Annotated in this window: 18 protein-coding genes and 1 riboswitch; of the genes, 13 read left to right on the plus strand and 5 right to left on the minus strand. The window is 73.0% G+C overall.

The features are described 5' to 3' along the window. Positions 1 to 15: 15 nt before the first annotated feature. Complete coding sequence (locus ACQP2P_RS33920; protein ID WP_433607859.1) at positions 16 to 414, plus strand: hypothetical protein; 399 nt, start codon at positions 16 to 18, stop codon at positions 412 to 414. 97 nt (positions 415 to 511) lie between these two features. Then, positions 512 to 1,216, plus strand: a complete 705-nt coding sequence (locus ACQP2P_RS33925; protein ID WP_433607861.1) for an SIMPL domain-containing protein — start codon at positions 512 to 514, stop codon at positions 1,214 to 1,216. Positions 1,217 to 1,502: 286 nt separating this feature from the next. On the opposite strand, the gene ACQP2P_RS33930 is transcribed toward ACQP2P_RS33925, so the two are convergent. Next, on the minus strand, positions 1,503 to 1,658 hold the full coding sequence (locus ACQP2P_RS33930) for a CysS/YqeB C-terminal domain-containing protein (RefSeq protein ID WP_433607863.1): 156 nt from the start codon (positions 1,656 to 1,658) through the stop codon (positions 1,503 to 1,505). A gap of 481 nt (positions 1,659 to 2,139) precedes the next feature. On the opposite strand from ACQP2P_RS33930, the gene ACQP2P_RS33935 reads away from it, so the two are divergent. Together ACQP2P_RS33935 and ACQP2P_RS33940 are read left to right on the plus strand one after the other, a co-directional pair. After that, on the plus strand, positions 2,140 to 3,234 hold the full coding sequence (locus ACQP2P_RS33935) for an LLM class flavin-dependent oxidoreductase (protein ID WP_433607865.1): 1,095 nt from the start codon (positions 2,140 to 2,142) through the stop codon (positions 3,232 to 3,234). Then, entirely contained in the window at positions 3,231 to 3,737 is a 507-nt protein-coding gene (locus ACQP2P_RS33940) for a hypothetical protein (RefSeq protein WP_433607867.1), read from the plus strand. Before ACQP2P_RS33935 ends, ACQP2P_RS33940 begins: the two co-directional genes overlap by 4 nt. Here ACQP2P_RS33940 and ACQP2P_RS33945 read toward each other — a convergent pair. The 3 genes from ACQP2P_RS33945 to ACQP2P_RS33955 are packed head-to-tail and all read right to left on the minus strand — an operon-like array spanning position 3,734 to position 5,973. Further along, the gene (locus ACQP2P_RS33945) at positions 3,734 to 4,024 is read right to left on the minus strand and encodes a hypothetical protein (RefSeq protein ID WP_433607869.1); all 291 of its coding nucleotides are present in this window, start codon (positions 4,022 to 4,024) and stop codon (positions 3,734 to 3,736) included. The genes ACQP2P_RS33940 and ACQP2P_RS33945 overlap by 4 nt on opposite strands. A gap of 54 nt (positions 4,025 to 4,078) precedes the next feature. Continuing rightward, positions 4,079 to 4,714, minus strand: coding sequence for a response regulator transcription factor (locus ACQP2P_RS33950; RefSeq protein ID WP_433607871.1), 636 nt, complete (start codon positions 4,712 to 4,714; stop codon positions 4,079 to 4,081). Next, complete coding sequence (locus ACQP2P_RS33955) at positions 4,666 to 5,973, minus strand: sensor histidine kinase (RefSeq protein ID WP_433607873.1); 1,308 nt, start codon at positions 5,971 to 5,973, stop codon at positions 4,666 to 4,668. Before ACQP2P_RS33955 ends, ACQP2P_RS33950 begins: the two co-directional genes overlap by 49 nt. A 102-nt stretch (positions 5,974 to 6,075) precedes the next feature. Here ACQP2P_RS33955 and ACQP2P_RS33960 point away from each other — a divergent pair, with 102 nt between their 5' ends. Next, on the plus strand, positions 6,076 to 7,107 hold the full coding sequence (locus tag ACQP2P_RS33960) for a fatty acid desaturase family protein (RefSeq protein WP_433607875.1): 1,032 nt from the start codon (positions 6,076 to 6,078) through the stop codon (positions 7,105 to 7,107). Here ACQP2P_RS33960 and ACQP2P_RS33965 read toward each other — a convergent pair. After that, entirely contained in the window at positions 7,104 to 7,598 is a 495-nt protein-coding gene (locus ACQP2P_RS33965; RefSeq protein ID WP_433607877.1) for a YcxB family protein, read from the minus strand. The two genes, ACQP2P_RS33960 and ACQP2P_RS33965, sit on opposite strands and share 4 nt — an antisense overlap. A gap of 242 nt (positions 7,599 to 7,840) precedes the next feature. Further along, a riboswitch (guanidine-III (ykkC-III) riboswitch) is annotated at positions 7,841 to 7,902 on the plus strand. 21 nt (positions 7,903 to 7,923) lie between these two features. Between ACQP2P_RS33965 and ACQP2P_RS33970 the strand changes: the two genes are divergently transcribed. From ACQP2P_RS33970 to ACQP2P_RS34005, 8 genes are all read left to right on the plus strand, one after another. Next, positions 7,924 to 8,238 (plus strand): DMT family transporter, encoded by a 315-nt coding sequence (locus tag ACQP2P_RS33970; RefSeq protein WP_433607879.1) that lies wholly within the window; start codon positions 7,924 to 7,926, stop codon positions 8,236 to 8,238. A gap of 29 nt (positions 8,239 to 8,267) precedes the next feature. Continuing rightward, positions 8,268 to 9,050, plus strand: coding sequence for an SDR family NAD(P)-dependent oxidoreductase (locus ACQP2P_RS33975; RefSeq protein ID WP_433607881.1), 783 nt, complete (start codon positions 8,268 to 8,270; stop codon positions 9,048 to 9,050). Positions 9,051 to 9,093: 43 nt separating this feature from the next. Then, on the plus strand, positions 9,094 to 9,348 hold the full coding sequence (locus tag ACQP2P_RS33980; RefSeq protein ID WP_433607883.1) for a hypothetical protein: 255 nt from the start codon (positions 9,094 to 9,096) through the stop codon (positions 9,346 to 9,348). Positions 9,349 to 9,533: 185 nt separating this feature from the next. Continuing rightward, entirely contained in the window at positions 9,534 to 10,559 is a 1,026-nt protein-coding gene (locus ACQP2P_RS33985) for a LacI family DNA-binding transcriptional regulator (protein ID WP_433607885.1), read from the plus strand. An 83-nt stretch (positions 10,560 to 10,642) separates the two neighbouring features. Further along, complete coding sequence (locus tag ACQP2P_RS33990; RefSeq protein WP_433607887.1) at positions 10,643 to 11,638, plus strand: lysylphosphatidylglycerol synthase transmembrane domain-containing protein; 996 nt, start codon at positions 10,643 to 10,645, stop codon at positions 11,636 to 11,638. A 28-nt stretch (positions 11,639 to 11,666) separates the two neighbouring features. Further along, positions 11,667 to 12,758, plus strand: coding sequence for a glycosyltransferase family 4 protein (locus ACQP2P_RS33995; protein ID WP_433607889.1), 1,092 nt, complete (start codon positions 11,667 to 11,669; stop codon positions 12,756 to 12,758). Further along, entirely contained in the window at positions 12,751 to 13,566 is an 816-nt protein-coding gene (locus tag ACQP2P_RS34000) for a PIG-L family deacetylase (protein WP_433607891.1), read from the plus strand. The genes ACQP2P_RS33995 and ACQP2P_RS34000 overlap by 8 nt, the downstream gene beginning before the upstream one ends. Before the next feature lie 210 nt (positions 13,567 to 13,776). Beyond that, positions 13,777 to 14,715 carry a hypothetical protein gene (locus ACQP2P_RS34005; RefSeq protein ID WP_433607893.1) on the plus strand — a complete coding sequence of 313 codons (939 nt, stop codon included), beginning with the start codon at positions 13,777 to 13,779 and terminating at the stop codon, positions 14,713 to 14,715. Positions 14,716 to 14,726 lie beyond the last annotated feature (11 nt).

Genomic DNA, 14,726 nt, shown 5'->3' on the forward strand with positions numbered 1-14,726 from the left:
CCTATGGTGGCGTCCATGCGTCAGCGCGTCGCGACCGTGGCGAGTCTCATCGTCGGGTCGGCCTTGCTGGGGCTCGGGGTGCTGTGGCTGCTCGCGTTCGTGCCCGGCGTCGGCGTCAGCGGCCGGGTCGGCACGACGGAATGCGGCACCGGACTGCCGCGTCACGGTCCGACGTGCTGGGGGGACTTCGTCCCTGACGGTGGTGGCGCACCGCGGCCGGTCACCATCGACGGCGTCGACGAGGAGGGCGTGACCGTCCCGGCCGTCATGTACCCGTGGGCGCCCGACCAGGCGTTTCGCCCTCCGGGTGCGGCCGCCGCGCTCGGATGGACGGGCTTGGCCCTCGCCGGGGCGGCCGTCCTCACCGTCACGGTCACGCGCCTGGTGCGCGCGGCACGCGTCGGGCGGCGCTGAGAGCCGGTTTCGCCGATCGTCCGGCGCGGCGCAACGCAGTCCGCTTGAATAGGGGCAAACGACCCAAAGGTGAAGAATGTCCCGATCACGTGCCAGTGTGCCTGTGCTCGTCGCGCTGACGAGCCTCGTTGTGCTCTCCTCGTCGCTGCTGGGCGGGCGGCCGGCGTTTGCCGAGCAGGCCGCGGACAGTGTGCTGGTCACCGGTACCGGCGAAGTCTCCGGTGAGCCCGACACGCTCACCGCCGACCTTGCCGTCGAGACCAGCGCGACCGCGGTGGACCAAGCCCTGGACCGCGCGAACACCGCGGCCACCCGGATGCGCGACGCGCTGGTGCGTGCCGGGCTGACAAAAGCCGACCTCCAGACGTCGAACGTCACCATCGGCTCGCAGCGCGACAACGACAACGGCACGATCACCGGCTACACCGTCAGCCAGGGGATCACCGCGACGATCCGGGACCTGCCGCGGGCCGGGACCGTCATCTCCGAGGCCATCGCGGCGGGCGGGGACGCCGCCCGGCTGAACGGCGTGTGGTACGCCGTCGAGGACGACACGGCGCTGCTCGCCGAGGCGCGCAAGCAGGCCTTCGCCGACGCCCGGGCGAAGGCCGACCTGTACGCCCGTGCGGCCGGCCGGCCCCTGGGGCGGGTCATCCGGGTGAGCGAGGTGCCGGCCGGCGACGTGACGCCGGGTGGCCGGGACTCCAGGGCCGGGGCGGGCGCACCGATGCCGATCGAACCGGGGCGGCAGCGGCTGACCGTGACCGTCACGGTGGAGTGGGCCCTCTCCCAGCCGGCCTGAGCCCCGCGGCGACGGCGTGCGGGCCGGCGGTCGAGCCGATGCTCGGTCCGCCTCTTCCTCAGGATGCCGGGGCAGTGGGCCGCCTGGCGCTGCTCGGCGTGCAGCTCCCGCAGGCGGGGGCTTGGGGACCTTCTGGACGGCGTCGCGCGGAGGTGGACGTACCCGGCCCGGTCGACGCGGCCGACGTCGCCGGTGTGCGGCCAGCCGTCGCGCAGGGCCGCGGCCGGCGAGCTGTGCGCCACGGTCACCCAGGAGGGCCTGCTCGTCGCGACGCCCCTGACGTGAGCTACCGCAGCGGCTCCAGCACCGGGCCCTCGGGGGTGTCGACCACGCGCCGGCCGGCGTCGGCGATCTCGCCGCGGACGCGGTCGGACTCGGGCCAGTCGCGGCGCTGCCGCGCGTCCTGGCGCCGGGCCAGCAGCGCGCGCAGCTCGTCGTCCACCGTGGGGACACGTCGGCGCGGCCGTCGAGGTCGGCCGGGTTCAGCTCGCCCAGGCTCAGGCCGAGCACCGTGTCGGCCGCGGCCGGCAGCGCCGCGAGGCCGGTGTCGGGCAGGTCGTCGCCGCGCACGACGGTGTCGAGGTCGGCCAGCGCCCGCGGGGTGTTGAGGTCGTTGTGCAGCCACAGCGGCACCCAGGGGCGGTCCTCGCCGAGGTACGCCTCGGACTGCGCGATCTCGTTGACGTGGTGGATCTCGCGGTGCTCGACGCCGCCGGTGTGGATGTCGAAGTGCCGCGGCGCGCGGCGGCCTCGACCTTGTCCTCGCCGAGGTCGCTCGCGACGACCGTGAGCCCGACGTCGGTGATGTTGACGACCTGGCGCACCCGCAGACCCTTCCACTCCAGCACGCGGCGCAGGGCGTCGACGCCGGACCCGACCCCGACGCCTAGCGGATTTTCCGATCTGCTTCATATGATTTGGCCATGGCGGGCGAAGACGCGGCGAGCGAATATCTGTGGTACATCCCGAACGAGGTGCGGCCGGGCCACCGCGGCGACGACGTGGTCGAGGGGCACAACAGCCTCGACACGCTCACCGCGCAGGCCCTCGCGGTCGAGGCGCACGGCTGGGGCGGGGCGCTCATCGGCGCCGGATGGGCTCGGCCCGACACGTTCACCGTCGCCACGGCACTCGCGGCGCGCACGACCACGTTCCGGCCGCTGATCGCGATCCGGCCCGGCTACTGGCATCCGGCCCGCTTCGCCGCCGCGGCCGCCACGCTCGACCACCTCAGCGGCGGCCGGGTGCTCGCCAACGTCGTCTCCGGCCGCGACTCCCTCGCCGAATACGGCGACGCCGAGGCCGACACGGGCCGCCGCTACGACCGCACACGCGAGTTCCTGCAGGTCGTGCGGCGACTGTGGACGCAGGAGCGGGTCACGTACCGCGGCGAGTTCTTCAGCGTCGAGCAGTCCACCCTCGCGGTGCGGGGACGGCACCCGCGGCTGTACTTCGGCGGCGCCTCCGAGGCCGCCGAGCGGGTCGCGGCGGCCGAGGCGGACGTGCAGCTGTTCTGGGGCGAACCCCTCGACGGGGTCCGCGAGCGGATCGAGCGGCTGCGCGCACTCGGCGCGCGGCACGGGCGCGACCTGCCGCCGCTGGAGTTCGGCCTGCGGATCACCACACTGGTCCGCGACACCGCCGCGGAGGCCTGGGCCGAGGCCGAGGCTCGGGTCGCCCGCATGGGCGCGGCCGGCGTCGCGCGGGACGCGAACTGGGACGCCGCCACCGGGCAGGAGCGCCTGCGGGCCCTCGCCGCGCGCGGCGACGTGCTCGACGAGTGCCTCTTCACGGCGCCGGGCCGGGTCGGCGGCGCCGGGGCCGGCACCACGTGGCTGGTCGGCTCCGCGGCGGACGTCGCACGGGCGCTGCGCCGCTACCGCGAGCTCGGCGTCACCCACTTCGTGCTCTCGGACACGCCCTACCTGGCCGAGGTCGAGCGCCAGGGCCGCGGGCTGCTGCCACTGCTGCGCGCGGCGGGAACCGCCGAGCCGCCGGCGGCGTCTGTGTCCGTGTGAGACGACTGCTGCTCGCGGCCCTGGCCGCGGTGTTGCTGAGCGGGTGCGCGCCCGCCGGGCCGGTCCACTCCCAGGCCGGCTCGGCGGCCCTGATGCGCGGCTTCGGGGTCTCGGTCGACGAGGCGGTGGCGCAGCGGGTGCCGCTGGTGCACCTGCGGGTGTGCGGGTCGTGGGGCTGCCGCGAGCTGGACGTGCCGCTGCCGGTGTCGGCGACGTTGAGCGCGCTGCCGTGCCCGTCGACCGGCGACCCCGCGGCCGTGTGCGGGGCGGTGCGCCAGCCGGGGCCGGCGCCCGGCTACGGCTACGCGCCGATCCCCGAACTGACGCTGGAGGCGGTCACCGTGGACGTGTCGACGCCGCCGGGCGCGCCGCTGGCCGTCGCCGCGTCGGTCACCGTGCGGCCGCGGGGAGCCTGCCCGGACGCGGGGCCGTCGTGCGCGGACCCGACCCCGCAGGCGGAGATCCGCATCTCCGCCGACGGGTCGGTGCGCCAGACGCGTTAGCGCTCGGCCTTGTCCAGCAGCGCCCGGATCGCGGGGGCGTCGGCGGGGCCCTCGCGGTACGGCGTGCCGTAGACCGGCGTGTCCGGCTGGGAGCGCCAGCTCTCCGCCAGGTCCCCGCCGTCGACGGCGTCCCAGCCGATCGCGTCGAGGAACTGCGTCACGGCCCGCTTCGCGGCGGCGTCGTCGCCGAGGATCGGCAGCGCGGGCCGGTCCGCGGCGCCCGCCGGGCGCCCGAAATGTTGCCGCTGCCGATGAGTCCGATCGTCGTCATGTTCGGCGCAACCCATCGGCCGGAGCGCACATTTCCGGTTCGACGCAGCAGACGCGCGGGCGCCGGCCCCTCACGCGTTCAAATAGGCCAGCACCGCCAGGACGCGCCGGTTGTCGTCGTCGGACGGCGGCAGGTCGAGCTTGGTGAGGATGTTGTTGATGTGCTTGCTGACCGCCTTCTCCGTGATGCCCAGCTTGGCGGCGATCGCGGCGTTGGAACGGCCCTCGGCCATCTCCCCCAGCACCTCCCGCTCGCGGGCCGTGAGCACGGCCAGCGGCTCCCGGCGGGCCAGCATCTGCGTGATCACCTCGTGGTCCATGGCGGTGCCGCCGCCGGCCACGCGGCGCACGGCGCCGACGAACTCGTCGACGTTGGAGACCCGGTCCTTGAGCAGATAGCCGACGCCGCCGTCGGGGGTGCTCAGCAGCTCACGGGCGTAGAGCGGCTCCACGTGCTGGGACAGCACGAGCACGGGCAGGCCGGGCATCGCCGCACGGGCGGCGATGGCGGCCTGCAGGCCCTCGTCGGTGAACGTCGGGGGCAGGCGCACGTCGATCACGGCGACGTCCGGGCGGTGCTCGGCGAGCGCGGGCAGCAGCGCCGGGCCGTTGTCGACCGCGGCGACGACCTCGAAGTCGAAGGCCTGCAGGAGCCGGGTCAACCCGTCCCGTAGGAGGGCATGGTCCTCGGCGATGACAACGCGCACGGCAACTCCATGGTGATGACGGTGGGTCCCCCGGACGGACTCGACAGCGCGATGGTGCCGTCGAAGGCGGCGAGGCGGCGCTCGATCCCGCGCAGACCGGTGCCGCAGGCGGGATCCGCGCCGCCGTTGCCGTCGTCGGTGACGACCATGGTCAGGCCGCCGCCGGCGTGCTGGATCGACACCGATCCGCTGCGGGCCCGGCTGTGCCGGATCATGTTGGTCAGCGCCTCGGCGACGGCGAAGTACGCCGCGGACTCCACCGGCGTGTCCGGCCGGCCCGGCAGGTCGATGACGACCGCGATCGGCAGCGGCAGGCTGATCGCCAGGGCCCGGATCGCGCCGGCGAGACCACGCTCGGCGAGCACCGGCGGATGGATGCCGCGCACGAGGTGCCGCAGCTCGTCCAGGGCCGTGCCGCTGGCCTCCCGGGCCTCGGCGAGCAGTTTGTGCGCCTGGGCCGGGTCACGGTCCAGCAGCGTGTCGGCCAGGCCGATGATCATGCTCAGGGAGACGAGCCGGGCCTGGACACCGTCGTGCAGGTCGCGTTCGATACGCCGCAGCTCGGCGGCCTGGGCGTCGACCGTGTCGGCCCGGGTGACCGTCAGCTGGGCGACCCGCAACCGCAGCTCGGCGGCCCTCGTCGGGGCGAGGAACAGCCGGGCGAACAGCGCGTCGACCCGGCGCAGCCAGGGCGCCACGCCGAGGCCGGCCACCAGGACGAACGCGCCCTGCGGCAGGCACATCAGCACCTCGGCCGGGGCCCGCAGGTGCCACACGGCGCCGTAGCCGTACCAGCCGGTGCCGAGCCAGATCCACACCGGCGCCAGCGTCAGGCCGGCCAGCCCGTACAGCGGGATGAGCACCGCGACGCACCCGAGCCCGGCGCCGACGATCGCCCCGGGGACGAGCCACGCGAGGTCCCGCCACGTGGCCGGGTCGGTCACGGTCCACCGGAAATACGGCCAGCTGCCGGCGACGGCCCCCGGCGGCGGCGGATGATACGGGCGGGCCACGACCACCCGGGCCCGGCAGGCCCGCCGCCGCTCCAGGTCCGTTCGCATCCGAACGAGGGCCATCGCCCACGGCACGAGCGCCAGGCCGAGGAACGGCACCGGCGCCAGCATCAGCGCCACGAGCGCCATCACCAGCAGCAGCAGATTGGTCAAGGCCAGGCCGACCGAGGCCAGACCGGCCAGCACGGCGCTCACGCCGCGCCGGGCCAGCCGGCCCACCCACACACCGGTCGCCGCCACATCCACACGTCATATAGTGCCCGGCGAACCTGACAGTGGTGCTAGCACCACCCCCGCGCACGACATAGCGCTCCTGACGCGACGCCCCGGCGCCGCTGTGATGGAGCCATGACTGCCACCATTTCGCGGCCGACGACCGGCAGCGACTTCGCCGCTCTGGCCCGCCGGATCAACGCGGAGGGGCTGATGCAGCGCCGGCCCGCCTTCTACGCGGTCCGCATCGGCGTGGTCGCACTCCTGTACGCCGGCGGCTGGGCCGCGTTCGCCCTCATCGGCTCGTCCTGGTGGCAGCTGGCCACCGCGGCGGTCCTCGCGGTGGCGTTCACCCAGCTGGCCCTCGTCGCTCACGACCTCGCCCACCGGCAGGTGTTCCGCACCAAGCGCCCCAGCGAGGTGGCCGGGCTCGTCGCCGGCAACCTCGGCATCGGCATGAGCTACGGCTGGTGGATGGACAAGCACACCCGCCACCACAACAACCCCAACCACGACGACCTCGACCCGGACGTCACCCCCGAGGTGCTCATCTGGGCGACGGAGTCGGCGATCGGGCGGCGCGGGCTGAAGGGCTTCATCACCCGCCACCAGGCGGGCCTGTTCTTCCCGCTGCTCACGCTGCTCGCGATCGACCTGAAGGTGTCCAGCGTCAAGGCCCTGCGCAACGGCACCGTCAAGCGCCGCGGCCTGGAGACCGCGCTGCTGGTCGTGCACGCCGTCGCGTTCGTCGGCGCGCTGCTGCTCGTGCTCTCCCCGCTGCAGGCGCTCGCGTTCCTGCTCGTGCACCAGGCGATCTTCGGGGTGTACCTCGGCATGACCTTCGCCCCCAACCACAAGGGGATGCCGCACCCGACCGGCGACGAGGACTTCCTGCGCAAGCAGGTGCTCACCTCACGCAACGTGCGCGGGGGCTGGATCGCCGACCACGCGATGGGCGGCCTGAACTACCAGATCGAGCACCACCTGTTCCCCGGCATGCCGTCGGCCAACCTGCGCCGGGCCCAGCCGATCGTCGAGGCCTACTGCGCGCAGATCGGGCTGCCCTACGCCAAGACCGGGCTCGTCGCGTCCTACCGGCAGGCCCTCGCCTTCCTGCACGAGGTCGGCGCCCCCGCCCGCGCCGAGCACCGGGCGCGCCGGGGCTAGCCCGCGAGCAGGCTGCTGCGGACCATGAACGCGCGGAGGGTCTCGGCGTCCTCCGCGCTCATGAACGCCTTCGGGATCACCGTGGCGGGGATACGCCCGACGTACACGATCCAGAACTCCGGCGTCTCGGTCACCCGCGAGACGCCGTCCCACGCGATGCCGCCCTCCTCGGAGCCGCTGCGCATCATGATGTTGTCGTCGGTGATGTCGTAGCCGCCCTCGACCGCATACTGCCCCGAGCGGCGCTTGGCCTGGAAGCGGACCCACGGCGCATAGAGCATCGACAGGATCCCGCCGATGATCAGGGCGAGATAGAGCGAGTGCAGCGACCGGCCCCAGTCCGCCGTCCGCTCCAGCGCGACCCCGACGACGCCCAGCCCGAGCAGCCACGCGCCGATCACGGTGAACCGGCGCAGCCGGGCCGCGCTGAGCACCGCGGCGACACGGCCCGGGTAGCCGGGATCGGCCGGCACGTCGAATCGGATCTGCACGCCAGCACGCTATCAGCGGGCGGGCCGGTGGCCCGCGACGAGCCGGTCCTCCACGCGCGGGCTCGGCGGCTCCGCGAAACGCCCGGCCTCCGGCCGCGGCGTCTGGCGGGCGGTGCGCACCTGCATGCCGTCCAGCCTAGCGATCACACCGCGCCGGGACGATCGCCCCGGCTCGCGGGCTCCGGGCGCGCACGCCGGTCCCGCCGGCGGCGAACATCGTTGTCGCAGCTACACTCACCGTGACGCCGCACTCGCGGTGCTCCCGGACGAGTGGAGTCGTACCCGGCCTGCAAAGACGACCGCCCGAAAGCATGGTGTGGTGGTCATGGCCTGGCTTGTTCTCGTCGTCTCCGGCCTGTTCGAGTCCGTGTGGGCGATCGCCCTGAGCCGCTCGGCGGGCTTCTCCCGGCTCGTCCCCAGCGTCGTCTTCGCCGTCGCCCTCGCGCTGAGCATGCTCGGCCTCGGCTACGCCCTGCGCACGATCCCGGTCGGCACGGGCTACGCCGTGTGGGTCGGCATCGGCGCGGCCGGCACCGCCCTGTCCGGCATGATCCTGCTCGGCGAGCCGGCCGGCGTGCCGCGCGTGCTGTGCCTGCTCCTGGTCGTCGCCGGCGTCATCGGCCTCAAGGTCTTCCACTGACACGGCGAGCCGGTGGCACGATTGGTCAGATGGAGATCGACCTGACCGGGCGCACCGCGCTCGTCACCGGATCCACCCGCGGCATCGGCGCCGCGATCGCCGCCGGGCTCGCGCGGGCCGGCGCCCGCGTCGGCGTCAACGGCCGCGGCGACGAGTCGGTCGCCGCGGCCCTCGACCGGCTCGGCGACGGGGACTTCGTCGCCGCGCCGGGTGACGTCGCCACCGACGAGGGCACCCAGCGGGTGCTGCGGGCGCTCCCCGCCGTCGACATCCTCGTCAACAACCTGGGGATCTACGGGGCCCGCGAGCCGCTCGAGATCACCGACGACGAGTGGCGGCGCTACTTCGAGACCAACGTCCTGTCCGCCGTACGCCTCACCCGCGCCTACCTTCCCGGGATGATCGCGGCCGGGTGGGGGCGGGTGCAGTACATCGCCAGCGACTCCGCCGTCGCGATCCCGGCCGAGATGATCCATTACGGGGTGTCGAAGACGGCGCTGCTCGGCGTCGCCCGCGGCTTCGCCAAGGCGGCCGCCGGCAGCGGGGTCACCGTCAACTCGGTGATCGCCGGGCCCACCCACACGAGCGGCGTGGAGGACTTCGTCTACCAGCTCGTCGACCGCAATCTGCCCTGGGAGGAGGCCCAGCGCGAGTTCATGCGCCGGCACCGGCCGCAGTCGCTGCTGCAACGGCTCATCGAGCCCGAGGAGATCGCGAACCTGGTGGTGTACCTCAGCTCACCCCTCGCCTCGGCGACCACCGGCGGCGCGGTGCGCGTCGACGGCGGATATGTCGATGCGATCCTGCCCTGACCCGAATTGTTGCGAACCGGCGCCGGGCCGCGATGCACAGTACATGGACACCAACCTGCCACCCCTGCGGGCCGTGATCTATCTGCGCGAGATGCGGTACGTCGACGCGTGCAACGACCACGCCGACCGCAGCGGCTACGACACCGTCGACACCGTCCACGACCCCGACGGCGTGCTGCTGCAGGAGCTGCTCAACCGGGCGCTCGGCGGCGAGCTCGACGTCATCGTCAGCTGGGACTACGCGGGCCTCCCGCACGACACCGTCCCCCGCATCGAGCTCGTCGGGCACTCCCGGTAGCCGCGGCCGGCCCAGCGGCCACCGTCACAGCATGTTGCGCGTCCTAGGAAACTAGGTCATGGGTCGCCGCGGCTTGCCGGTCGCCGCCGTCCGCCCTTTCGGGAACGTTTCGAAAGCGGGCTGCGGGGTGTACGGTGCCGATCACCAAGCACCCCGGCAACAGCTTTCGAAACTCGGGTGAGGTCATGACGCTGCACGGCAGGCCCACGATGGCGGAGATCGCGCGGGAGGCGCGGGTCGCCGTCTCGACGGTTTCGAAGGTCCTCAACGGGCACACGGATGTTTCGGCGAAGACCCGCCAGACCGTGGAGCGGCTGCTGGCCGAGCGCGGCTACCAGCGGCCCCGCGCGGCCAGGAACGGGCGGCGGCGCCGCACCGACCTCATCGACCTCGTCATCAACGAGCTCGACAGCGTGTGGGGGCTGTCGATCCTCACCGGCGTCGAGGAGGTCGTCGAGGAGGCCGGGCTGAGCCTGGTCGTCTCGGCCGTGCACAACCGGCAGTCGCTGACCCGCCGCTGGGTCGAGTCGCTGCTCGCGCGCGGCTCCGGGGGCGCCATCCTCGTCCTGTCCGAGATGGCCGAACGCCAGCACGAGGACCTGCGCCGGCGCAATCTGCCGTTCGTCATCATCGACGCCGTCAACCAGCCGCCGCCGGACACGCCGTCGATCGGCGCGACGAACTTCGCGGGCGGCTACGCGGCGGCCGAGCACCTGGCGTCGCTCGGGCACCGGCGCATCGCCGCGATCGGCGGCCCCGAGCAGTTCCAGTGCACCCGGGCGCGCATCGCCGGATATCGCGCGGCGCTGGAGTCCGCCGGGTTGCCGGTGGACCGGCAGCTGGTGCGGTACGGCGACTTCCACCACGACGGCGGGCTGCGCGCGGCCGAGTCCCTGCTCGCCCTGCCGGACCCGCCGACCGCCGTGTTCGCCGGCTCGGACCAGCAGGCGACCGGGGTCTACGAGGCGGTCCGCCGGGCCGGGCGCACCATCCCCGGCGACGTCAGCGTGGTCGGGTTCGACGACCTGAACTTCGCCCAGTGGACCGCGCCGCCGCTGACGACCGTGCGCCAGCCGCTGCACGAGATGGGCGTGGCCGCCGCACGCACGCTGCTACGCATCGTGAACGGCGAGCGGATCGAATCGCCACGCATTGAGCTCGCCACGGAGCTGATCGTGCGCGAAAGCACCGCAACAGCTGTCACAATCTAGACGTAGGCTTCCGTTCAGCATTTCTTCAGGTTCCGTCTGCGACCTTGAGCGACTTGGATTGGGCCGCACGGGGGAGGGACCGCATGGCGGTGAAAGCGCGCCGGTCGCTGCTGCTGGCCGGCGCGGTCGGGTTCGTGGCGTGGTCGGCCGTGCACCTGGGCGAGCTCGGTGCCTCGTGGTCGCAGGCGTGGCGGATGATCGCACACCTCGGCTGGCGCTGGCCGGTGTTCCTGGGCGGTGTGTGGCTGTTGGGCCTGGTGGTGCACACGTCGGTGCTCACCGCGTCGCTGCCCGGCCTGTCGCACCGCCGCGCGCTGACGCTGAACCTGTCCGGCAGCGCCGTGTCGAACGTCCTGCCGCTGGGCGGGGTGGCCGGCACCGTGCTCAACCTCGGGATGGTCCGCGGCTGGGGGCACACCGGCCTCGAGTTCGCCCGGTTCGTCGTGGTCTCCAAGGCGTGGGACCTCATCGCCAAGCTCTTCATGCCGCTGGTGGCCGTGGGGGTGCTCCTGGCCGCCGACACGACCCCCGTCGGCCACGGCGCGCTCTGGGTGCTGTGCGCGCTGACCTGCGCGCTCGCCGGCGTGCTGGTCACGGCCGCCCTGCTGGGCCGGGCCGCTCCCCTGCTGCGCCTGGTCGCGTGGTCGGAGCGCGTGTTCGGGAGGTTCGCGAAATCCGGCAGGACCCCCGGCTGGACGTCGGCGACCACCGAGCTGCTCGACGGCACCGACAGCCTCGTGCGCCGCCGCTGGGCGGAGCTGAGCTGGGGCATGGCCGGCTACTGGGCGCTGCAGGGGGCGCTGCTGTGGCTCAGTTTCGTCGCCATTCACGTGTACCTCCCGTGGCCCGTCATCCTCGCCGGGCTCGTCGCGGAGCGCCTCCTGACCCTCGCCGCCATCACCCCGGGCGGCGCGGGACTGGTCGAGGCGGGCACCATCGCGGTCATCATCGCCCTCGGCGCCGACCCCACCGGGGCCCTGGCCGGGGTGCTGCTGTACCGCGCGTTCGTCTTCGTAGCCGAGATCCCCGTCGGCGGCATCGCCACCGCGCTGTGGCTGCTCGGCCGGCGCACCGCGTAGCCCCCCTTTGACGAAAGACTTGCCGTAGATGCGCATAGCCCACGTGACCGACGTCTACCTCCCCCGCCTGGGCGGCGTCGAGCTGCAGGTGCACGACCTGGCCTTACGCCAGTCGCGCCTGGGCCACTCGACGATGGTCCTGACGACGACGGCCGCCGCCATGTTCCAGGACGACGTGCCGACGCTGCGCATCACGGGCGTCGGCGCCGGCCCCTACCGCCGCTTCGGTGGCGAGGCGCTCGGCTCCACGCTGCGGGCGCACGGCATCGAGGCGGTCCACGCCCACGTCTCCGCCTTTTCCCCGCTGGCCTGGACGGCGGCCCGCTCGGCGGCGACGACCGGCCTGCCGACGGTCGTGTCGGTGCACTCGATGTGGCACGACATCCTGCCACTGGTACGACGCTTCGCCCGCACGCTCGACGCCGCCTCGTGGCCGGTGCAGTGGGCCGCGGTCTCCAGCGCCGCCGCCGAGGCCGTGCGCGAGGCCCTGGACGGCACCCCGGTCGCCGTGCTGCCCAACGGCATCGACCCGGCCGCCTGGCTGCTGCCGCCCACTCCCCCGGCCTCGGCGATCCCGACGTTCATCTCGGTGATGCGCATGGTGCGCCGCAAGCGCCCCCGAGCCCTGCTGCGCACCCTGCTCGCCCTGCGCGAGACGAACCCGAACTTCCGCGCGATCCTCGTCGGCGACGGCCCGCTCCTGCCCCGCCTGCGGCGCGCCACACCCGTCTGCCCCGAGATCACCTTCACCGGGGCACTCAACCGCACCTCGATCCGCTCGCTGCTCGCCTCGGCCGACGTCTACATCGCCCCGGCCCCCCGCGAGTCGTTCGGCATCGCGGCCCTGGAGGCGCGCAGCGCGGGCCTGCCGGTGGTGGCGAGGGCCGGCAGCGGCGTGGCCGACTTCATCCAGCACGGCGTCGAGGGCTGGCTGGTCCACTCGGACGTCGAGCTGCAGAACACCCTGTCGTCGCTGCTGGACGATCCGTCACGGGTCGCCGCGGTCTCCGCCCACAACCGGGCGGTGGCACCGTGCGTGCGATGGGACACCGTGCTGGACGCGGCGGACGAGCTCTACGCGCGCGCCGCGGCGTTCCTGGACCGACGGGCGCATGCCTAAGCACACGATCGTCTCGTTCCACGCCCACCCCGACGACGAGTCCCTGCTGACGGGCGGCACCCTGGCCCGCGCGGCGGCGGAGGGCCACCGGGTCGTGCTCGTGACGGCCACGCTGGGCGAGGCGGGCCTGGCCTCCTCGAGTGCCGGCCTGGGCTCCCGCCGCCACGCGGAGCTGATGGCGGCCGCGTCGGCGCTCGGCTGCGCGCGGGTCGAGACGCTGGGGTACGCCGACTCGGGCCTGGCCGGCGGCGCCGGCTTCGCGTCCGTGCCCGTGGACGAGGCGGCCGCCCGGCTGGCGGCGATCCTGACCTCGGAGCGGGCGGACGTGCTGACGGGCTACGACGCGAACGGCGGCTACGGCCACCCGGACCACGTGCAGGTCCATCGGGTGGCGCGGGCGGCCTCGGCCCTGACGGGCACGCCGTTGCTCGAGGCTACGGTGGACCGCGCGTCGCTGCGCGCGCTGCTGGCCGTGCTCCGGGTGGCCGGCCGCTTCCTGCCGTCGCTGCCTTTCGGCGACCCGTCCCGGGTCTTCACCGCGCGCGAGGACATCACGCACGTGGTGGACGTGAAGGCCTACGAGCACCAGAAGCGCGCGGCCATGCGGGCGCACGTGTCCCAGTCGGAGGGCGGGAGCGGCATTCGCACCCTGGCGCTGCTCTCGCGGTTGCCGGGCCCGCTGTTCCGCGCCGTCTGCGGCCGCGAATGGTTCACCGCGCCCGGCCACGACCGCGGCAAATCCCCGTTGGGCGACATCTTCAGCGCGGCATCCAGCCACTCGGCCTCACCACCACGCCGATCGCAGTAAACGATCCGCGCTCGGGACCGGTGACCGAAGCCCGGGGAACCAGCGCACCGGTCGATCGTGGCGGCGCCGGGTGAACGCGCCGGAGCAGACGCGCGCAATCTGATCATCGCGCTTCAGTTTGCGGCCGTGCGCGAAGATGCGAGGAGTGAAGCCCATGACGCTCGGTCGGCACCTTGAGGGTGGTCTCAGGTGAGGCGGCACCGTTCCTTCATGACTGTTTCCGGCACCGCTCGCCGTGGCGGGTTTTTCTCCCAGTATCGCGAAGCGGTCGTCGGCTTCGTTATCGCCGTTGGAGCCGAAGCGGCCAACTACTTCTACTTCAACCACAGCCCCGCCGGATCGCAGCTCGCACTGATAGTGGCCATCGTCGGCCTGCTGCTGGCAATCCTGCGGTTCGCCTTGCAGCAGGCCATCTCGGAGGAGCTGCAGCCGGTCCGAAAGCTCGCGGAGATCGTTGATCTCCAGGCGGAGTCCAACGTTGATCTCGTCGACGGGCTGTTGCAGCGGTACCTCAGTGTCACGGAGATCGAGTTCCGTGCGGTCAAGGAGCAGATCGTCATCGACGCGACCGAGAAGCTTCGCCGGATCGCGGTGGAAAAGCGTTCGGATTCATTGCAGACCACGGACTACTACGAGTGGTTGTTCCGTCAGTTCGACGCGCTACGGCCGGGGCAGTACGCCCATGCCGTGTCCTTATCCTCGGACGAGGAATGGAACGACTCCCAACTGGAGAAGAACTTCCTCGCGAAGAACCTCGAGGCGGCCGGGCGGGGCGCGACAGTCGCCCGAATATTCATCGTCGAGGAGCACCGGCTTGCGAAGTTCATCCAGTTACCGCCGATCAAGGCACACACCGTCGAGGCGGCCACGGGCCTCAGCGGCTATTACATCTCCCGCGACTACCTGGAACGGGCCGACAGGGGCGTCCTGACCGACATCGGCGAGGGCTTCATCGAATTCAACGGGCAGGTCGGCCTCGAGGATCTCTTCGACCCCGAGGGGCGTGCGAGAGGGCAGGTGACCATGCTCCGGTCCGACCTCGACAAGATGCGACGCATATATCTACGTCTGATGAATCTCGCGACGCCGCTGACCCTGCAGCCCTCGGTCGAGCCTGCGCGTCCCATCGCGCCCGACACAGATCGCTAGTCCACGGCGGC

Source organism: Dactylosporangium sp. CA-139114 (assembly GCF_050955725.1).
Taxonomy (GTDB): domain Bacteria; phylum Actinomycetota; class Actinomycetes; order Mycobacteriales; family Micromonosporaceae; genus Dactylosporangium.